General features: G+C 75.7%; 13 protein-coding genes. 1 reads left to right on the forward strand and 12 read right to left on the reverse strand.

Going from position 1 to position 20337, the window contains the following annotated elements; all coding sequences use genetic code 11:
- Nucleotides 1–40: 40 nt before the first annotated feature.
- On the reverse strand, nucleotides 41–3589 hold the full coding sequence (locus tag ACF1BH_RS01590; protein ID WP_391640370.1) for an ATP-dependent helicase: 3549 nt from the start codon (nucleotides 3587–3589) through the stop codon (nucleotides 41–43).
- 191 nt (nucleotides 3590–3780) lie between these two features.
- Nucleotides 3781–4434 (reverse strand): MGMT family protein, encoded by a 654-nt coding sequence (locus tag ACF1BH_RS01595; RefSeq protein WP_391640371.1) that lies wholly within the window; start codon nucleotides 4432–4434, stop codon nucleotides 3781–3783.
- 440 nt (nucleotides 4435–4874) lie between these two features.
- On the opposite strand from ACF1BH_RS01595, the gene ACF1BH_RS01600 reads away from it, so the two are divergent.
- Nucleotides 4875–7727, forward strand: a complete 2853-nt coding sequence (locus ACF1BH_RS01600; RefSeq protein WP_391640983.1) for a lysylphosphatidylglycerol synthase domain-containing protein — start codon at nucleotides 4875–4877, stop codon at nucleotides 7725–7727.
- A 103-nt stretch (nucleotides 7728–7830) separates the two neighbouring features.
- Here the strand turns inward: ACF1BH_RS01600 and moeZ are convergent, their stop codons facing one another.
- The 10 genes from moeZ to ACF1BH_RS01650 all read right to left on the reverse strand — a co-directional run bounded on the left by moeZ (nucleotide 7831) and on the right by ACF1BH_RS01650 (nucleotide 20230).
- Nucleotides 7831–9009 (reverse strand): adenylyltransferase/sulfurtransferase MoeZ, encoded by a 1179-nt coding sequence (gene moeZ / locus ACF1BH_RS01605; protein ID WP_391640372.1) that lies wholly within the window; start codon nucleotides 9007–9009, stop codon nucleotides 7831–7833.
- Nucleotides 9010–9084: 75 nt separating this feature from the next.
- Nucleotides 9085–9900 carry a spherulation-specific family 4 protein gene (locus tag ACF1BH_RS01610; protein WP_391640373.1) on the reverse strand — a complete coding sequence of 272 codons (816 nt, stop codon included), beginning with the start codon at nucleotides 9898–9900 and terminating at the stop codon, nucleotides 9085–9087.
- The gene (locus ACF1BH_RS01615) at nucleotides 9888–10838 is read right to left on the reverse strand and encodes an NAD(P)-dependent oxidoreductase (protein ID WP_030287263.1); all 951 of its coding nucleotides are present in this window, start codon (nucleotides 10836–10838) and stop codon (nucleotides 9888–9890) included. The genes ACF1BH_RS01610 and ACF1BH_RS01615 overlap by 13 nt, the downstream gene beginning before the upstream one ends.
- 194 nt (nucleotides 10839–11032) lie before the next feature.
- Entirely contained in the window at nucleotides 11033–12484 is a 1452-nt protein-coding gene (locus tag ACF1BH_RS01620) for a hypothetical protein (RefSeq protein ID WP_391640374.1), read from the reverse strand.
- Nucleotides 12481–14082, reverse strand: coding sequence for a glycosyltransferase (locus tag ACF1BH_RS01625; RefSeq protein ID WP_391640375.1), 1602 nt, complete (start codon nucleotides 14080–14082; stop codon nucleotides 12481–12483). Before ACF1BH_RS01625 ends, ACF1BH_RS01620 begins: the two co-directional genes overlap by 4 nt.
- Nucleotides 14083–14374: 292 nt before the next feature.
- A complete protein-coding gene (locus ACF1BH_RS01630) occupies nucleotides 14375–16246 on the reverse strand; it encodes a dipeptide ABC transporter ATP-binding protein (RefSeq protein ID WP_391640376.1) in 1872 nt (623 codons plus the stop codon).
- Entirely contained in the window at nucleotides 16243–17232 is a 990-nt protein-coding gene (locus ACF1BH_RS01635) for an ABC transporter permease (protein ID WP_391640377.1), read from the reverse strand. Before ACF1BH_RS01635 ends, ACF1BH_RS01630 begins: the two co-directional genes overlap by 4 nt.
- Complete coding sequence (locus ACF1BH_RS01640; protein WP_391640378.1) at nucleotides 17229–18185, reverse strand: ABC transporter permease; 957 nt, start codon at nucleotides 18183–18185, stop codon at nucleotides 17229–17231. The genes ACF1BH_RS01635 and ACF1BH_RS01640 overlap by 4 nt, the downstream gene beginning before the upstream one ends.
- 11 nt (nucleotides 18186–18196) lie before the next feature.
- Nucleotides 18197–19945, reverse strand: coding sequence for an ABC transporter substrate-binding protein (locus ACF1BH_RS01645; RefSeq protein WP_391640379.1), 1749 nt, complete (start codon nucleotides 19943–19945; stop codon nucleotides 18197–18199).
- 192 nt (nucleotides 19946–20137) lie between these two features.
- Nucleotides 20138–20230: an Ms4533A family Cys-rich leader peptide gene (locus ACF1BH_RS01650; protein ID WP_342667934.1), complete on the reverse strand. Its 93-nt coding sequence runs from the start codon at nucleotides 20228–20230 to the stop codon at nucleotides 20138–20140.
- Nucleotides 20231–20337: the final 107 nt, after the last annotated feature.

The raw sequence follows: 20337 nt of genomic DNA on the forward strand, positions 1-20337 counted from the left end.
CCGGTGACCGGCCCCTGACCGTCACTCGGTGGTCCGGCCGTCACTCGATGATCTGGCGCCCCTCCGGCTGTGCGCTGCACGAGGCGCGGAAGGCGCAGTGGGTGCAGTGGGTCCCGGTGGTGGGGGTGAACCGTTCGTCGAGGACGCGTCCGGCCGCTTCGGCGAGGAGGCCGCCGATCCAGGTGCCGTCCGGGGGCGGCTGGGTCTGGACGGCGGGCAGGGCGTCGCCGCCCTCCTTGCGGGGGGCGCCGAGGCGGAGGTGGACGAGTTGGGCGCCGGCGGTGTCGGGGGTCTGCCCGCCGAAGGCGTCGTCGAGGGCGCCTTGGCCGACGGCGAGCTGGTAGACGGCGAGCTGGGGGTGGTGGGCGACCTCGGGGCCGGTCGGTTTCTGCTTGCCGGTCTTGAAGTCGACGACGTAGGCGCGGCCCTGGTCGTCACGTTGGACGCGGTCCATGGTGCCGCGGATGCGGATCTGGTGGGGGCCCGCGTCGAGGGTGACGTCGAAGTCGTGCTCGGAGGCGGCGGTGGTGGAGCCGCGCAGGTCGCGTTCGTCGGTGTGCCAGCGCAGGAAGCGTTCCAGGGCGGCGCGGGCGTTCTCCTTCTCCTGGCGGGATTTCCAGGGGGCGTCGAAGGCGAGGGTGTCCCAGACGGAGTCCAGGCGCTCCATGAGGACGGCGAGGTCGGCGGGGGTGCGGCCGGAGGCGACCTCGTCGGCGAGGACGTGGACGACGTTGCCGAAGCCCTGGGCGGCGGTGGCGGGGGCGTCGGCCTTGACCTCGCGGCCGAGGAACCACTGGAGGGCGCAGGTGCGGGCGAGCTGGTCGAGGGCGCTGCCGGAGAGGACGACGGGGTGGTCGCGGTCGCGGAGCGGGGTGGTGTTGTGGGTGGGGTCGTGCAGGCCCCACCAGTTGTCGGGGTGGGCGGCGGGGACGAGGGGGCGGCCGTCGTCGTCGCGGAGGGCGGCGAGGCGGGCGAGGCGCCGGGCGGCGGCGTCGCGCAGCGCGGGGGTGGCGGCAGGGTCGACGGTGGTGGCGCGGAGCTCGGCGACGAGGGCGGCGACGGCCAGCGGGCGGCGGGGGCGGGCGGTGACGTCCTGGGGGGTGGTGCCGAGTTCGGTGAGGAAGCGGGAGGGCTGGTCACCGTCGTCGGCGGCGGCCTTCACGGCGGTGACGACGAGGCGGTCGCGGGCGCGGGTGGCGGCGACGTAGAAGAGGCGGCGTTCCTCTGCGAGGAGGGCGCCGGGGGTGAGGGGTTCGGCGAGGCCGTCGCGGCCGATGCGGTCGGCTTCGAGGAGGGAGCCGCGGCGGCGCAGGTCGGGCCAGAGCCCTTCCTGGACGCCGGCGACGACGACGAGGCGCCATTCGAGGCCCTTGGCGCGGTGGGCGGTCATCAGGCGGACGGCGTCCTGGGTGGGGACGCGGCGGGTGAGGGTGTCGGCGGCGATGTCCTGGGCGTCGAGCTCTTCGAGGAAGTTGAGGGCGCCGCGGCCGCCGGTGCGTTCCTCGGCGCGGGCGGCGGTCTCGAAGAGGGCGACGACGGCGTCGAGGTCGCGGTCGGCGTTGCGTCCGGCGGCGCCGCCGCGGTGGGCGGCGCGCTCCAGGCGCTGCGGCCAGGGGGTGCCGTTCCACAGTTCCCAGAGGGCGGCTTCGGCGGTGCCGCCGGCGGCGAGGAGGTCTTCGGCGGTGCGCAGGAGGAGGCCGAGGCGCTGGGCGCCGCGGGCGTGGGCCGGGTCGTGGGCGACGAGGCGTCCGGGTTCGGCGAGGGCGCGGGCGAGCAGTTCGTCGGAGGGCCGCGGCAGCGCGGCGCCGGCGGCCCGTTCCTCCTCCCGCAGCGCCCGGCCCAGCCGCCGCAGGTCGGCGGCGTCCATCCCGCCGAGCGGCGAGGTGAGCAGGTCGAGGGCGGTCTCGGGGGTGAGGTGGGCGGGGGCGACGGTGCTGTCCTGGGCGCCCGGGGCGGGGGCGTCCGTCGCGGGCGCGGCGGATGCGGGGTCGGCGTCCTCGGCGGACGCGAGGTCGGTGTCCTCGGCGGACGTGGCGGACGCGGCGGGGTCGGGAGCGCCCGGGACGTCATCGGTGTCCGGCGTCTGCGGTGCGGACCCGGTGTCCGGCGTCTGCGGTGCGGGCGCGCCCCCGGCCGTCGCGGCGGCGCGGCCCACCGCTCCCTGAGCGGCCACCCGCAACGCTGTGAGCAGCGGCGCCACCGCGGGCTCGTCCCGGAGCGGGAGGTCGTCGCCGTCGATGTCGAGGGGGACGCCCGCCGAGGTGAGGGCGCGGCGGATGCCGGGCAGTGACCGGGCGCCGGCGCGGACGAGGACGGCCATGTCGTGCCAGGGCACGCCGTCCTCCAGGTGGGCGCGGCGCAGCAGGTCGGCGATGTTGTCGAGTTCGGCGCCGGGGGTCGGGTAGGTGAGGACGTCGATGCGGCCGCCGGGGCGGACGGCGGTGGGTTCGCGGTGGGCGCGGACGGTGGCGGCGGGCAGCCGGGTGAGCGGCATCCGGCGGGCCAGTTCGCGGGTGGCGGCCAGCAGGGCGGCGCGGGGGCGGCGGGCGGTGGTGAGCACCGCGACGGGTGCGGGGGTGCCGTCGCCGCGGGGGAAGGCGGTGGGGAAGTCGAGGATGCCGTTCACGTCGGAGCCGCGGAAGGCGTAGATCGACTGGTCGGGGTCGCCGAAGGCGAGGAGGGTGCGGCCGGGGGTGCCGGGTGCGCCGCGGGTGGTGCCGGGTCCGGCGAGGGCCGTCAGCAGGCGGAGCTGGGCCGGGTCGGTGTCCTGGTACTCGTCGACGTAGACGGCGTCGTAGGCGGTGGTGAGGCGGGCGGCGACGCCGGTGTCGGCGTCCTCGGCGAGGAGGACGGCGCGGTGGACGAGTTCGGCGTAGTCGAGGACGCCCTGGGCGTCGAGGACGTCGAGGTATTCGGCGAGGAAGGCGGCGGCGGCGCCCCAGTCGGGGCGGCCGGTGCGGCGGGCGAAGGCGGCGAGGGCGTCGGGGCCCAGGCCCAGTTCGCGGCTGCGGGCGAGGACGGCGCGGACCTCGTCGGCGAAGCCGCGGGTGGTCAGGCAGGCGCGGAGTTCGTCGGGCCAGGTGACGCGGGCGCGTCCGGCGGCGGCGAGGCCGGCCTGGCCGGCGAGGAGTTCGCGGACGACGAGGTCCTGTTCGGGGCCGGACAGCAGCCGTAGCGGGTCGGCGAAGAGTTCGGCGTCCTGGTGGGCGCGGACCAGGGCGTAGCAGAAGGAGTGGAAGGTGGTGGCCTGCGGGAGGGCGGTGGTGCCGAGGCGGGCGGCGAGGCGGTCGCGGAGGGCGACGGCGGCCTTGCGGCTGAAGGTGAGGACGAGGATCCGCTCGGGGTCGGTGCCGCGGCGCACGCGGGCGGCGACGGACTCGACGAGGGTGGTGGTCTTGCCGGTGCCCGGCCCGGCGAGGACGAGGAGCGGCCCCTCACCGTGCTGAACCACCTCGCGCTGCGCCGCGTCCAAGGCAGGAGGCTCCACGCTCCCCACGTCGGTCCGCACCAGGCGGTACGGGCCGGGGGCGTCCCGCCGCGGCGCGCGGGGGTGCGGGCGTCGCGGTGTGTCGGAGAAGGAGGAGCTCACGTGGATCGCCGGTTCTGGTGGAGGTACGGGGTGGACGGGCGGACGGGGTGCGGGGCGTGACGGCGCGGGGCCGCGGCGTCGCTCTGCCGGGTCCGTGCGGCCGCGCGGCGCCGGACCTCGACGCTACGCCAGACGGCGGACGGGACGGCGGTTGTCCACAGGGCGTCCCGGGGCGGCGAGGGCGTGCCGGTTCAGGGGTGCGCCGGCCGGCCGTGGCGCCGGGCCCGCGGGGCGGGGCCGGCGGGGGCGGGGCGGCCGGTGTCGCGGCCGCGACCTGCGGCGGGGGCGTCGGCCGGGGGGCCGTCGCCGTCGGCGGGGCCGGCCGGTCCGGTGGGGAGAGCGCCCTCGGGGATCCCGGGGAGGTGGGTGAGGTCGACGACGTGCCGGGCGGCGGGGGCGGTGTCGGAAACCTCACAGTCGGCGGTGGGTCCCAGGGGGCCGTCCCAACGGGCGCGGCGCATGTCGAGGCGGGGCACGGTGCCGTCGGCGGCGGTGCGCAGCGGGGTGCCTTCGGCGCGGTAGTGGGCGAGGGCGCGGTGTTCGCTGCCGGGGAGCAGGGCGCCGTCCGCGCGGACCACGCGCCACCAGGGGACGGCGCCGCCGTAGAGGGCCATGGCGCGGCCGACCTGGCGGGGGCCGCCGGAGCCGTGGCCGTCGCGGTCCTCGGCGGCGAGGCGGGCGGCGACGTCACCGTAGGTCAGGACGTGGCCGGGCGGGATGCGTTCGGCCGTGCCGAGGACGCGTTCGGCGTAGTCGGGCAGCTCGGGTGCGGGGCGGGCGCCCTCCGGGGGCGGGCCGTCGTCCTCGGAGGGGTCAGGTGCGGTGCCGTCGCTGTGGCCACTCATTCGGTCCATCCTGCCGTACCCCGCCGACAACGGCACGGGGCGCGCGGCGGGGGCCGTGCGGCTGTGGTGTGCGGCCTGCGCGCGGGCCCGGGATGCGGGAGGCTCGGGGCGGGTGGTGCGGCGGTCGCCGGGCCGGTAGCGGGGGCTTGGCTTCCGCTTCTCGCGGCCCCGAAAAGCACCCTGATCCCCCCGGCCCCCGCACGGGCGTGCCACCATCTTCCGGGCGGTGACTGGTGAGACGTGAGCGAAATGCGACGTCCGGACGGCAGGGCGCGGCGCCTTCGCGGGTGACGGATGACCCTGGCGCCCGGCAGCCGGGAGCCGCCGCCACCGTCCCGGGAGGCACGGCGCCCAGGCGCCGGGCCGACCGTCCGGCGGCGGGCCAGGGGAAGCAGCAACGGAGGCCGTCCGCGGCCTCCGCGACCGAAAAGGCGAGCACGATCGAGAAGGCCGAACGACCCGGGGCGTCCGAGAGACCCGACGGGCCCGCACCTCACGCGGGCGACGACGGGCGGCGGACGCCGCAGGGGCACGAGACGGGAGCCGGACCGCAGCCGGACGTGGAGCACGCCGGGCCCGAGCGGCCCGCGGGCGCCGCGGCCGCGGCCTCCGGCGGGGACGCTGGCGTGCCCCGGACCGGTTCGCACCTGGCGACGTGTGACAGCGCGGAGTGCGAGGGCGGTGCGGAGCACGCGGACCGGGTGTCCGGCGACGAGCCGCTGCTGCCGGCGCGGGTGCACCGCCCGGCCGATCTGCTGCGGCTGCTGCTCGGCATCGCGGGGATCGCGCTGGTCCTGGCGCTGGCGGCGTTCGCGCACGCCACGACGCAGGGGCTGGCCGACGACATCGGCAAGGGCGCGGGCCAGGCCCCGCGGCTGCTGATCAACTTCGCGGGTCTGGCGTCGAGCGTGGCGGTGCTGATCGTCCCGGTGGCGTTCGCCGTCGAGCGGCTGATCAAACGCGACGGGCTACGTATCGCCGACGGTGTGCTGGCCGCGGTGCTGGCGCACGGGGTGTCCCTGGCGACGGACCTGTGGGTCGCGGAGGCGGCGCCCGAGTCGATCCGGGCGGCGCTGACCCAGCGGATGCACGACGGGTCGCTGACCACGCCCGTCCACAGCTATCTCGCACCGGTCATCGCGTACATGACGGCGGTGGGGATGTCCCGGCGCCCGCGGTGGCGGGTGGCGATGTGGTGCGTGCTGCTGCTGGACGCGTTCGCGGTGCTGGTCGGCCGGTACACCACCCCGTTCGCCATCGTCACGACGGTGCTGATCGGCTGGACGGTGGCGTACGGCACGCTGTACGCCGTCGGTACGCCCAACGTGCGGCCCACCGGGCAGAACCTGCTGGCCGGGCTGCGGCGGGTCGGGTTCCGTCCGGTGAGCGCGCTGCGCGCCGAGGACGTCGCCAACCCGGACCACCCCGAGCACTCCGACCGCGGGCGCCGCTATCTGGTGACGCGGGAGGACGGGCCGCCCATCGATGTGACGGTCGTCGACCGCGAGCAGCAGGCGCAGGGCTTCTTCTACCGGGTGTGGCGGCGGCTGTCGCTGCGCGGCATCAACCAGCGCCGCAGCCTGCAGTCGCTGCGGCAGGCGCTGGAGCAGGAGGCGCTGCTGGCGTACGCCGCGATCGCCGCGGGCGCCCGCGCGCCGAAGCTGATCGCCACCTCGGAGCTGGGCCCGGACGCGGTGATGCTGGTCTACGAGCACATCGGCGGGCGGCGGCTGGACGCGCTGGCGGACGAGGAGATCACCGATGCGGTGATGCGCAGCGCCTGGGAGCAGGTCGCGGCGTTGCAGTCGCGGCGGATCGCGCACCGGCGGCTGGTCGGCGACGCGCTGCTGGTGGATCGTTCCGGCAGGGTGACGCTGACGGAGCTGCGCGGCGGCGAGATCGCCGCGGGCGATCTGGTGCTGCGGATGGATGTCGCGCAGCTGCTGACGACGCTGGGCCTGCGGGTCGGCGCGGAGCGGTCGGTGGCGGTCGCGGTGGAGGTGCTGGGGCCGGACGCGGTAGCGGACAGTCTGCCGCTGCTCCAGCCGATCGCGCTGAGCCGGACGACGCGGGCGACGCTGCGGCAGCGGGCCCGGGAGCGGTCGGCGCGGGAGCGGGAGGCGGTGCTGGAGCTGTCGCGGTCCGCGAAGGAGGCGCGCGAGGAGCTGGCGGCGTCCGGGCCCGCGGACCGCAAGCGGCTGCGGGCGATGCGGGCGCGGGCGAAGGCGGAGGAGAAACGGGCGCTGGACGAGGCGTCGGAGGAGGCGCGCGAGGAGGACCTGCTGGCGCAGATCCGGCGGCAGGTGCTGCTGATCCGTCCGACGGCGGTGATCGAACCGGCGAAGCTGGAGCGGCTGAGCCCGCGGATCCTGATCAGCTGGATCGCCGGTGCGTTCGCCGCGTATCTGCTGCTGTCGCAGCTGATGTCGCAGGTCGCCCACTTCAACCTGCTCGATGTGATCAAGGAAGCCCAGTGGGTCTGGGTGCTGGTCGCGATGGTGTTCTCCGGGACGACGTACATCGCGGCGGCGATGAGCCTGCTGGGCTTCGTCACCGAGAAGGTGTCGTTCGTCCGGACGGTGTTCGCGCAGATCGCGGGGAACTTCGTGAAGCTGGTGGCGCCCGCCGCGATCGGCGGTGTCGCGCTGAACACGCGGTTCCTGCAACGGGCGGGGGTGCGGCCGGGGCTGGCGGTGGCGAGCGTCGGCGCCTCGCAGCTGTTCGGTCTGGGCGCGCACGTCCTGCTGCTGCTGACGTTCGGCTATCTGACGGGGACGGAGAGCGGCGACGATCAGCTGTCGCCGTCCCGGACGGTCATCGCCGGGCTGCTGACGGTCGCGGTGCTGGTGCTGGTGGTGACGGCGGTGCCGGCGCTGCGGAAGTTCGTGGTGACGCGGGTGCGGTCGCTGTTCGCCGGGGTGGTGCCGCGGATGCTGGACATCCTCCAGCGGCCCGGGAAGCTGGTGACCGGTATCGGCGGCATGCTGCTGCTGACGGCGGCCAACGTGATGTGCCTGGACGCCTCCATCCGCGCCTTCGGCGGCGGCGACACGCTCAGTTACGCCAGCATCGCGGTGGCGTTCCTCGCCGGCAACGCTCTCGGCTCGGCGGCGCCGACGCCGGGCGGTGTGGGCGCGGTCGAGGGTGCGCTGATCACGGCGCTGACGCTGGCGGGGCTCGGCGGTGACGTCGCGTTCCCGGCGGTGCTGCTGTTCCGGCTGATGACGTTCTGGCTGCCGGTGCTGCCGGGCTGGCTGGCCTTCACGCATCTGACCCGCAAGGGCGAGATCTGAGGCACGGCCGGATCAGGACAGGGCGAAGGCGCCGTCCCGCACGGTGCGGGACGGCGCCTTCGGCGTGTGCGGGCGGGGGCGCGGACCGCGCTCCCGGGCACGGTCAGTACACGGGCTTCTCCGGCTCGATCTGGTTGACCCAGCCGATGACGCCGCCGCCGACGTGGACCGCGTCGGCGAACCCGGCGGACTTGAGGACGGCCAGGACCTCGGCGGAGCGGACGCCGGTCTTGCAGTGCAGGACGATCTTCTTGTCCTGCGGCAGGTCCTGGAGGGCGTTGCCCATCAGGAACTCGTTCTTCGGGATCAGCCTGGCGCCGGGGATCGAGACGATCTCGTACTCGTTCGGCTCGCGGACGTCGATGATCTCGATCTTCTCGTCGGCGTCGATCCACTCCTTGAGCTGCTGGGGCGTGATCGTCGCGCCCATCGCCGCTTCATGGGCCTCCTCGGAGACGACGCCGCAGAAGGCCTCGTAGTCGATCAGCTCGGTGACGGTGGGGTTCTCGCCGCAGACCGCGCAGTTCGGGTCCTTGCGGACCTTGACCTGACGGTACGTCATCTCCAGTGCGTCGTAGATCATCAGGCGGCCGACGAGCGGGTCGCCGATGCCGGCGAGGACCTTGATGGCCTCGTTGACCTGGATCGAGCCGATGGAGGCGCAGAGCACACCGAGGACGCCGCCCTCGGCGCAGGACGGCACCATGCCGGGGGGCGGGGGCTCCGGGTAGAGGCAGCGGTAGCAGGGGCCGTGCTCGCTCCAGAAGACGGACGCCTGGCCGTCGAAGCGGTAGATGGAGCCCCAGACGTACGGCTTGTTCAGCAGCACGCAGGCGTCGTTGACGAGATAGCGGGTGGCGAAGTTGTCCGTGCCGTCCACGATCAGGTCGTACTGGCTGAAGATGTCCATCACGTTCTCGGCCTCGAGCCGCTCTTCGTGAAGGATCACGTTCACGTACGGGTTGATGCCGAGCACCGAGTCCTTGGCGGAAGCGGCCTTGGAGCGGCCGATGTCCGACTGGCTGTGGATGATCTGGCGCTGCAGGTTCGACTCGTCGACCTCGTCGAACTCCACGATGCCCAGGGTGCCCACGCCGGCCGCGGCCAGGTACATCAGGGCGGGCGAACCCAGGCCGCCGGCGCCTACACACAGCACCTTCGCGTTCTTCAGCCGCTTCTGCCCGTCCATCCCCACGTCGGGGATGATCAGGTGGCGGGAGTACCTGCGGACCTCGTCGACGGTGAGCTCCGAAGCGGGCTCGACCAGGGGTGGCAGCGACACGGAAGACCTCAACAAGGGGGTTGGTCGGTGTGGGTCAGTACGGTTGTTCTGTCCGTAACACTGCCACGCCCGTCTTCATTCCAAGACACCCGTTCCGATGCGCGAGACGAAATCGTCCCAGTAGCCGGGCAGCGTCTCCCAGGCGTCGCCGCCGCGGTCCTGCCGGTCGGTGAAGAAGACCGTTCCGGCGCCCTGCCGGCGGGCGATCCGCAGCGCCTCGTCGAGATGGGTGCGCGGCAGGCCGTGGACGAGGTGGCAGAACCGCTCGGGAGGGTGGTCGGCGGTCCACTCCGCCACCTGTGACCAGCGGTATTCGGTCCACGGCCCGGCAAAGGTGAGGAGTTGGTCGGCGGATTCGGCGTACCCCGGGTGCGGGTGGGTGCCGTGCCCGAGGACGAGGTGGGCGCCGTCCGCGAGGCCGCGCAGGGCGGCGGCGGTACGGCGGGTGGCGGGCAGCTCCTCCCGGCCGGCGGGGGCGCGGCCCAGCAGGAAACCGTCGGCCTTGTACCACTCCAGAAAGCGGTGGGCGTCGGTGATCACCTCCCCGAAGGGCCGGGTGCCGTACCGCAGATCGAGATGTCCCAGCAGTCGGACACCCGTCTCACGCAGCCGGGCCGCGACGGGCAGACAGTGCGGGTCGGGGCGCTCCCCGGGGCCCCGGGCGACATCGAGGACCGCCCAGTGGACCGGGGCCACCGGGGTGTAGCCGGGCACCGTGCCCGCCACACCCCGGGGGGCCTCCCGGGGGGCGACGAACCCCCGGGAGACCCGCAGCAGTTCCGCCCACTCGGTGGGCGCGAGCAGCGGGTGGGCGATGCCCGGGACGCCGACCCCGAACGGGCCGGCGCCGGTGGGGGCGCGGGTCGTGCCCGCGGTGGTCAGATGCGGCATGCGGCCTCCATCCAGATGTCGGCGAGCGATTCCTCCAGTCCGATCCGCGGCCGCCAGCCGAGCCGGTCGCGCGCGGTGCGCACATCGGCCTGCTGCCAGGTGCCGCAGCCGTCCGGGTAGGGGTACGTGGGCGGCGCGACGCCGTGTTCCGGGGACGGGCCAGGGATGATCAACCGGGCGGGCGGCGAGTCCAGTTCGTGCAGCGCACCGCCGAAACCGGCGACCCGGGCGAGGACCGACGCGGCCTCCCGCAGCCGCACCGCGCGGCCGGTGCCGATGTTGACCACGCCCTGCGCGGCGGAGAGCGAGGCGGCGTGCACCGCCCGCGCCACATCGCGGACGTCGACGAAGTCCCGCTGCACACCGAGCCCGCCGAGCTTCAGCTCACCGTCGCCGGACTGCATGGCGCGGCGCATCGCCTCGGCGAGCCGCCCGAGCGGCGACCCCGCGGGGGTGCCGGGCCCGACGGGTGAGAAGACCCGCAGCACGACCGCGTCCAGACCGGAGCCGAGGACGAGTTCGGTGGCGGCGAGCTTGCTGACGCCATAGGGGCCGCCGGGGCGGGGCACCGCGTCCTCGGCGGTGGACGAGCCGGGCTGCGAGGGGCCGTACTCGGAGGCGCAGCCGAGGTGGACGAGGCGGGCGCCGCAGCCGCTGCGGCGCAGCGCCTCGCAGATGGTGGCGACGGCGACGGTGTTGTGCCGAGTGAGGTCGCGGGCGCCGCCGCGGGTGGCGCCGGAGCAGTTGACGACGACGCCGGGGTGGACGGCGTCGAGGAAGCGGGTGAGCGCGCCCGGGCTGCCGGTGGCGAGGTCGAAGCGGACGTCGGCGTCGTCGCCGCGGCCCAGCACGGTCAGCTGGACGGCGGGGTCGGCGAGCAGGCGGTCGGCGACGTAACGGCCGAGGTAGCCGTTGGCGCCGATGAGCAGAACCCTCATCGGGCGACCCCCTGGTGCTCATGGCGTGCGGTCGGGTGGACGTTCATGTGTCGTGCTCCTCGTCGGACGGGGCGGTGGTGGTGGTTCGGCCGCGGGCGGGCGGCCGCCGCGGGACGGCGGCCCGGAGGGGGTCGTGGTCCGCGCCGATGCCACGGGTGGGGCCCGGGAGGCCGGCGGGCGGGCTATTCGCCGGATCATGGCCGGGCCACCCCCGTATCCGCGGGGACGGGGTGAGCGCGGGCGCCGGTGAGGGTGCGCAGGGCGTGGCCCAGCAGGGCGAGGGCCGCGGCGGTGCAGGCGACCGCCGGTACGGCGGCGGGGCCCTCGGCGGCGGTGAGCGCCTCCACCGGCCGGGCGAGCGCCGTGGCGCCCGGCAGCCGGGCGAGGAGCACCAGGGCCAGGGCGAGGGCTTCGAGGGCGGCAGCCGCCACGGGCCCGGCGACCGCCGCGGTGGGACGGCCGTGGACGGCGAGCAGCCGCGCGAGGAGCAGCAGCGTGCCCAGGGCGGTGGTGGCGGCGAGGGCGGCGGGCGGGTCGGCGGGGCCGCCGGTGAGGTGGCGGGCGCCGAGCAGCAGGGCCGACTGGACGGCGGCGTGGAGCAGGACGGCGCCGAGCAGCAACGGGCGGACCCGGGAGGCGAGTTCGGCCAGTTCGCGGCTGACGGCGAGGCCGCGCCGGGCGCGCCGGGCGAACCAGCGGGCGAGCACCGCGGCGGGCGCGACGGCGCAGCTGAGGGCGAGGGCCACAGCGGCGTCGGGGTGCGGCCACGGCGGCGGCAGACCGGGGCCGCCGGGGAGGAGCGCGGTCAGTGTCGCGTCGCCGAGGAGGGCGTAGCCGACGGTCCAGGCGACGGCGAGGACGGCGGTGGCGGTGGTGACGGCGGGTCGTCCGGCGCGGCGGACGCGCAGTGGACCGGCGCGCAGCGCGAGCCGGAGCGCGAGGAGTACGAGGACGCCGCCCGCCGCGGCGGTGGCGGGCCGGGCGAGGGCGGGCGCCGGGTGGAGGGCGGCGAGCGCGGCGAGGGTGGCCGCGCAGACCGCGCCCGGCAGCGTCTGGACGGCGGCGCGGACGGCCGTCTCGCGCGGGGCGGGCTCCGGCGGGGGCACGGTGGCGGTACGGGCGCGGGGCACCCGGGCGTACAGCTCCTCGGCGAGCGAGAAGACGTCACGGTGGCGGAAGCGGGCGGCGGTGCGGTCGGTGAGCCCGTGCGCCTCCAGACCGGCGGCGATCTCCAGCGGGTCGACGGCGTGGGCGCACAGCCGCCGGTGATGGTGGATCAGGGTGCGGACGGGGTCGGCGGGTCGGGGGATCACGGGGTGGGGGGCGGCGGGTTCGGGGGGCGGGGGCGCCTCCCGGGGCGGGGGCATCTCCCCGGGAGGCACCGGCTCGGCGGGCAGTTCCCGGGCCGGGCGCCCGGCGGGGTTCGTGCCCCAGGGCGCGTGCCCCGTGGCGGACAGCGGCCTGGCGGGGGGCGTCTCGCGGGGCGGGCGCCCGGCGAGGGACAGCGGTCCGGCCGGGGTCGCCTCCCGGGGGCGTCCCGCGGCGAGGGGGCGGCGGACGGCGCGCCAGGGGGCGGCGGGGCGGCGAGCGGCGTGGGCCGGGGTGCGGGCGGGCTCGCGGTCCGGGGAGTCGGTGCTCGGGGTCATCGCGCCTCTCCTCTCGTGGCCGCCGCGCGGCGGCGCGGCCCGGCGGCCCAGCTCGGGGTGCGGTCGGTCGGGGGTGTGCGGGGGACGGCGGCGCCACGACGGCCGGGGAGGTGGGTCTCGGCGGGGCGGGCGAAGGGGCGCGGGGTGCCGGGGCCGGGCTCCGGGTGGGCGTGGGCGAGGAGTTCGAGGTAGATGCCGCGGAAGGCGGTGAGGTGCCGGTCGACGGTGAAGAGCTCCAGGGCCCGGGCGCGGGCGGCGGCGCCGAGGCGGGCGCGCCGGGCCGGGTCGGTGAGCAGGGCGAGGACGGCGGCGGCGAGGGCGTGCGGGTCACCGGCGGGGACGACCAGACCGGTGGAGCCGACGACCTCGCAGACCGCCCCGGCGTCGGTGGAGACGGTGGCCCGGCCGCTGAACATCGCCTCCACCAGGCCGTACGGGAAGCCTTCTCCGGCGCCGGAGAGCACCACGACGGCGGCGGTGGCGTAGGCGTCGGCGACGGCGGGCGCCCCGGGGGCGGCCGGTTCCTCGAAGCGGACCGGGCCCGGGTCCCCGGGGAAGAGCCGGTCGGCCAGGGCCCGGCAGTGGGCGAGGTAGGCGGCCGCGTCGGGGGCGTCGCCGGGCCCGCCGACGATCCGCAGGAGGGCGCCGGGGACGGCGGTGCGGACGTGGGCGAAGGCGCGCAGCAGTCCGGCGAGGTCCTCGGCCGGTTCGACGGGGCCGGCCCACACCAGGGTGGCGTCGTCGTCGGCCATGGCGTCGGGCGCCCGGAGGAACGGCCCGGCGGGGACGCCCGGGGGGACGGTGCGCAGCCGCTGCGGCACCGCACCGCACCGCTCCTGCCAGCGGCGGGCGTGGGCGGTGCCGGGGGTGACGAGCGTGGCGCGGGCGTACGTCTCGGCGGCGAGGGCGCGTTGGAAGGCGGCGAGGAGGGCGCGGGCGGGGGCGCTGAGCGGGGTGGTGGCGCGGTCGAGGTAGTGGGCGCGCAGCCCCGGGCCGTCCTCGCTGACCAGGAGCGGGGTGCCGAAGAAGCGTTTGGCCAGCAGACCGGCGAGGGCGGTGGGACCGGCGGCCGTGGCGTGGCAGAGGTCGACGGCGTCGAGGCCCGGGGCGCCGTCGCCGTACCAGTCGAGGGAGAGCGGGTGCAGCGCCTCACCGAGGTGGCCGGCGACCGCGAGGAGGTCGGGGACCCGGACGGCGCGCGCGGCGGGGAGTGCGCCGGGGGCGCGGCAGGCGCGCTCCAGCAGGCGCAGGGCGGCCTCGGAGCGGAGCAGGGCGGGCAGGTCGGCGCGGTCGCGGGCGAGGTCGGCGAGGCCGTGGAGACCGGCGGCGAAACGGTCCGCCTGGGCCTCGGTACCGACGGGTTCGGCGGCGAGCGCGGCGGCGAGGTCGGTGAAGTGGCGGGCGAAGCGGCGGCGGGCGGCGCGGTCCCGGGTCCGGCCGCCGGCGCGGCGGGCCGCGGCGCCGTACGAGGGTCCCGCGGGGAGGGCGAACTCGGTGAACTCGTGGCCGGGCAGCCCCTGGACGAGCCGGTCGTACCAGCGCGGGGCGCGACGTACCGCACCGGTGCGGGCACCCTCGGTGAGCAGTCCGATGCGCACGTGTCCACCCCTGTTCTCCGGCCTCGGCGGGTAAGTCGTCCTCCGGCGGTACGGTGCGGGCCGCCGGTTGCGGAACGACGCTACGCAAAAGGCCCGGTGGCGCGGCGGACGGTTGTCCGTCGCACCACCGGAAGGGGTGAACGGTCGTAACTTTCTGCCCCATAGGGCGTTCTGATGCGCTATGCAGTGGGTTCGCCCGGGGCGGGGCCGCGGAGCCCGCCGTCCGCCCCCCGGGGCGGACGCACCACCCGGCGCGCGGCACCGGCGCGCCGGCCGGCGGACGGCGGACGGCTCAGGAGCGGGCGCGCAACGCCCTCCGTTCGGCGGCCACATGGGGATCGAGGACCGGCACGGCCGCCAGCAGCCCCTGGGTGTAGGGGTGCCGCGGGTGGTCGTAGACGGAGTCGACGGGGCCTTCCTCGACGATGCGGCCGGCCCGCATCACGGCGACGCGGTCGGCGGCCGCGCGGACGACGGCGAGGTCGTGGGCGATCAGGACGATCGACAGGCCGAGGTCGCGGCGGAGTTCGGCGAGGAGCTCCATCACCTGGGCCTGGGTGGTGACGTCCAGGGCGGAGACCGGTTCGTCGCAGACCAGCAGGCGGGGGCCGGGGGCGAGGGCGCGGGCGATGCCGACGCGCTGGCGCTGGCCGCCGCTGAACTCGTGCGGGTAGCGGTGGTACCAGGCCGGGTCGAGGCCGACGCGGTCGAGGAGTTCGCGGGCCCGCCGGACGACGGCGGCCTCGTCGAGGCCGCCCGCGGCGCGCAGCGGGTCGGCGACCGACTCCCCGATGGTGCGGCGGGGGTTGAGGGAGGAGACCGGGTCCTGGAAGACCATCTGGAGTTCGCCGCGCAGCGGCCGCAGGGCCCGCTCCCCCAGGGCGCCGAGGTCGCGGCCCCGGTAGCGGAGGGTGCCGGCGGTGGGGTCGAGGAGGCGGACCAGCATCCGTCCGACGGTGGTCTTGCCGCTGCCGGACTCGCCGACGAGGCCGAGCGTCTCCCCCTCGGCGACGGTGAGGGAGACACCGTCGACGGCGACGGTGCGGTCCGCGCCGAGCAGTGATCCCAGGGGGCCGCCCCGCCCGAACTCCTGGCGCAGGCCGTGCGCTTCGAGCAGCGGGGCACGGTCGCCCTCGTCGCCCGTGGCGGGCCGCGGCGCGCGGTCGGTGGCGGTGGCGGTGGCGGTGGCGGCCGGGCGTACGCCCTCGTCCGCGCCCGCGGGGCCGGCCGGGCGCCCGTCCGCGGGCCCACGGCGCGCGGCACCGGCCCCGCGCCCCTCCCCCTCGTCGTCCGCCCCGGCGTGCGCCGCGTCCTCGCGCGCCGGCCCGATCCGGGGGACGGCGGCGAGCAGAGCGCGGGTGTACGGCTCGCGGGGTGCGCCCAGCACCGCGGCGACGGGGCCGTGTTCGACGGCGCGGCCGCCGCGCATCACGAGGACGTCGTCGACGCTGCCCGCGACGACGCCGAGGTCGTGGGTGACCAGCAGCAGTCCGGTGCCGGTCTCGGTGCGCAGGGTGTGCAGCAGGTCGAGGATCTGGGCCTGGACGGTGACGTCGAGGGCGGTGGTCGGCTCGTCGGCGACGATCAGCCGGGGTTCGCAGGCGAGGGCCATGGCGATCAGGGCGCGCTGACGCATCCCGCCGCTGAACTCGTGCGGGCGGGAGCGGGCCCGGCGGGCGGCGTCCGGGATGCCGACCCGGTCCAGGACCTCCACGGCGCGGGCGCGGGCGGCGCGCCGGGAGACGCCGGGCCGGTGGACGCGGTGCACCTCGGCGATCTGGTCGCCGAGGGAGTGGTACGGGTCCAGGGAGGAGAGCGGGTCCTGGAAGATCATCGCGGCGGTGGCGCCGCGCAGGGCGCGCAGCTCCGCCTCGGGCGCCGCGAGGACGTCGGTCCCGGCGACGCGGACGCTGCCCTCGGTCCGGGCGCCGGTGCCGCGGTGCAGGTCGAGGAGGGTGGCGGCGACGGTCGATTTACCGGATCCGGACTCCCCCACGATGCCGAGGGCGCCGCCGGGCTCAAGGGTGAGCGAGAGCCCGTCGACGGCGCGGACGGCGTCGGCTCCCCCGGTGGCGGGGAAGGTGACCGTGAGGTCGCGGATCTCGATCAGCGGGTCGGCGGTGGCTTCCTCCACGGCCGGTTCGCGGGTCAGGGGGGCGGTCATGTCAGCGTCACCCTTCGGTCGGCGAGTGCGTGGAGGACGTCGGCGACGGCGCCCGCGAGGACGACGGCGGCGCCGACGCCCAGGACGGCGCCGACGACGACGGGGAGGTCGACGGTGCGGACCGACTCGACGGTGAGCCGCCCGATGCCGGGCAGCCCGAAGAGGGATTCGGTGAGCATCGCGCCGCCGAACATGGTGCCGAGGTCGACGGCGTTGAGGGCGACGACGGGCGGCAGGGCGCCGCGCAGCGCGTGCCGTCCCACGATCCGGCGTTCGCGCAGCCCGTAGGCGCGGAAGGTGCGGATGTGGTCCTCGGCGAGCGTCTCCAGGGTGGCGGAGCGGGTCAGCCGGGCGTACTTGGCGGACTCCAGGAGGGCGAGGGTGGTCCAGGGCAGCAGCAGGTTCCACGCCCACTGCTCGGGGTCCTCGGTGAGCGGTACGTAGGTGGGGAACGGCAGCCACTGGAGGGTGGCGCAGAAGACCATCAGCAGCAGCAGGCCGGTGATGAAGACCGGGGTGGCGGTGCCGGTGAGGGTGAGCACCGTCAGGACGCGTTCGGTGGTGCCGCCGCGGCGCAGCGCGGAGAGCAGTCCGGTGCCGACGCCGAGCAGCAGCCACAGCACCATGGCGCCGACCGCGAGCGAGGCGGTGACCGGCAGCCGGGAGGCGAGGAGCTGCGCGACCGGCTGGTCGTTCTGGTACGAGAGGCCGAAGCAGGGCGCGGGGCAGTGCAGGACGCCGGTGCCGGTGGAGTAGTCGCGGCCGGCCAGCAGGCCCTGGAGGAAGTGCAGGTACTGGAGCGGCAGCGGTTCGCCGAGCCGGAGCTGGTCGCGGACCTGGGCGATCTGTTCGGCGTTGCAGCGCGGCCCGCAGGCGAGCTTGGCGGGGTCGCCGGGCGCGACGTAGAAGAGCGCGTAGACGGCGACCGAGAGCAGCAGCAGGACGAGGAGGGCGCCGCCGGTCCGGCGCAGGACGTAGGCGGTCATCGGGTGGCGCCCTTCGGCGGTCGGGCGGCGGCGCGGCGGGTGCCGACCGCGAGGCGGGAGCGTTCGCGCGGGTCGAGGGCGGTACGGACGGCGTCACCGAGGACGGTGCAGGCCAGCACGGTGACGAGCAGGCAGCCGGAGGGCAGCAGGACGTACATCGGGTCGGCGCGGAACCAGGTGGTGGCGGTGGAGAGCAGCTGTCCCCAGGAGGAGGTGGGCGGGGTGACGCCGATGCCGAGGAAGGACAGGGACGCCTCGACGACGATGTTGGTGGGGACCAGCAGCGCCGCGTAGGTGAGGACGGGGGCGGCGAGGGCGGGCAGCAGTTCGCGGCGGGCGATCTGCACCGGGGTGCGTCCGGCGAGGCGGGCCGCGGCGACATGGTCGCGGCGGCGCAGCGACAGGGTCTGGGCGCGCACGATGCGGGAGGTGCCGCCCCAGCTCAGCAAACCGATGACGAGGATCAGCAGCAGCGGACGGGGGAATCCGGCCGGGACGATCGCGGTCAGCGCGACGGCGAAGACCAGCATCGGCAGGGCGAGCAGCACATCGGTGAAGCGGCTGAGGACGGAGTCGAGGAGGCGGCCGCCGAGCCCCGCGGCGAGGCCGGTCGTGACGCCGAGCAGCACCTGGACGACGGTGGCGCCGAGCGCGACGAAGAGGGAGACGCGGGCGCCGTACAGCAGCCGGGCGAAGAGGTCGCGGCCGGTGCCCGGTTCGACGCCGAGCCAGTGGTCGGCGCTGATGCCGCCGAAGGAGCCGTACGGGACGCCGCCGCGGGCGGAGTCGACGAGCTGGTCGTGGTAGGTGGTGGGGTCCTGGCCCTCCAGCGCCGTCAGCAGCGGGGCGCCGAGGGCGAGGAGGGCGAGGGCCGCGAGCACGGCGGCGGCCACGACGGCCGAGGGGCGGGCGCGCAGCCGCTGCCATGCTCCGGTGTCCGGGGTGTCGCTCATGGTTCCGGGGCCTACTTGACCGCTACCTGGGAGATGTCGAGGACGCCGTCCCAGTCGCTGATCACGACGTTGCGGATCGCCTTGCCGTGCAGCCGCTTGTAGACGGGGTGGAACAGCGGGACGGAGAGGGCCCGCTCGCCGATCCTGTCGTCGAGGGCGCCCCAGCGTGCGGCCGCCTTGTGCAGGTCGGTGAGGTGGTTGATGGCGTCGATCTCGTGGTTGACGGCGGGGTCGTCGAGCTGCGCGTGGTTGAAGTTGTAGGCGTCCTTGACGATCTGGCGGCCGTCGAAGATCGGCGCGAGGAACGGTCCGCCGGAGGGCCAGTCGGCGCCCCAGCCGGCGAGGAAGAGGCCCGGTTCGTCCTTGAGGCTGTGGACGGTGTCCTTGTAGTCGTTGTCCTCCAGGCCCTTCAGCTCGACGGTGATGCCGGCCTTCTTCAGCGCGTCCTGGACGGCGGTGGCGACCTCCGGGCTGGTCGCGAAGTTCTTGGCGGTGGAGTGGGTGAGGGTGATCTTCAGGCCGTGCGGATATCCGGCCTTCTTCAGCAGCTCCCGGGCCTTTGCCGGATTTCCGGTCTTTCCGGCCGGGAAGGGGTCGGCGCCGGTGTAGCCGAAGGATTTCTGGTTGGGCAGGAAGGTGGTGGCCGGCTCCGCGAGGGAGGAGCCGCCGGCGGCGTTGACGACGCTGGTGCGGTTGACGGCGTAGGCGAGGGCCTGCCGCACCTCGGGCTTGTCGAAGGGCTTCACCCTCGGGTTGAAGGCGAGGTAATTGGTGTAGCCGAAATGGCCGGTGCCGACGCGCTTTTCGAGTTCCTTGTCGCCGGCGATGCGGGCGAGTTCGGCGGGCCCGAGGTTGGTGTCGGTGGTGACGGCGGCGGCGTCCGCTCCGGAGCCGGTGGCCAGGCGCTGGTTGATGACGGCGGAGTCGAGACCGGAGCGGACGTCGACGGTGTCCGGGTAGGCGTGCCGTTCCTTGTCGGTCTTCTCCGACCAGTACGGATTCCGCTTCAGCAGCAGGTGTTCGCCGTCCCCGGTGTTCTTGACGACCTTGTACGGGCCGGAGGAGACGGGGTGTTCCTCGTATTTCGTACCGGTGTCCGCGGCGCGCGGTACGGGGGCGAACTGCGTCTGCGTGGCGAGCAGCGGGAATTCACCCTCGGGCTTCTTCAGATGGAAGACGAGGGTCTTGTCGTCGGGCGTCTCGATGGACTTCAGTCCGCCCTTCGAGGTGTCCTTGTAGGGGCCCTGGTATTTCTCGCCGCCGATCAGCCAGTCGCGCAGATAGGGTGCGCCGCCGGAGAGTTCGGCGGCGAAGGACCGCTCGATGCCGTATTTGATGTCGGCGCTGGTGATGGGCGTCCCGTCCTCGAACTTCAGGCCGTTCTTGAGGGTGTACGTCCACACGGTGGCGTTCTTGCTCGGCCGGCCGGTGTCGGTGGCGAGGTCCGGGACGGCCTCGGTACCGGCGGCGCCGTTCGCGCGCTTGCGGGTGGTGAGGGTGCGGAAGACGAGCGTGGGGACCTTGCCGCCGCCGGAGGTGTAGAGCCGGGCGGGGTCGAAGTCGGTCTGCGGCTCGGAGTTGAGGACGGTGAGGGTGCCGCCCTTGTGGGGCGTGGCGTCGGCGCCGGCGTCCGCGGCGTCCTTCGGGCCGCAGGCGGTGGCGCCGGCGGCGAGGGTGACACCGATCGCGGCGGCGACGACGCGGCGCGATCTGAACAGCAGCCGGCGGGAGCGGGTGGAGGCAGGGGCCGGTTCGGCCATGACGGGTTCGCCTTTCGCAGCAAGACCGCGCCCGGCTGCGAGGCGGCGGGCGGGCGCGGTGCGCACGAGGCCACCCCGGCGCGGGCGTGCGGGAGGAAGTCACACGGTTCGCGGGGGGAAGGAACCCGGCCCGGGACCGTGGCCGCGCGGCGGAGATGCCGGGGCAGAAGGGTCCGTGGCGCGGGCGGGGCCTCAGCGACAGTCGATGTCGGCCACGGACTGCACGGACACGCCGATCAGCGCCAGCTCTATGGCGGCGGAGGCGGTGGCGTGACGGTGCGGCATGCGCAGAACTATTGAACGAATGGCCGGATTCTGGCAAAGGTGTCTCGCGATGAGAGACCGCGCATCTCACATACAGGGACGACGCGTACTCGGGGCGCCCGGCCCGC

Source organism: Streptomyces sp. NPDC014733, from assembly GCF_043083385.1.
Classification (GTDB): domain Bacteria; phylum Actinomycetota; class Actinomycetes; order Streptomycetales; family Streptomycetaceae; genus Streptomyces.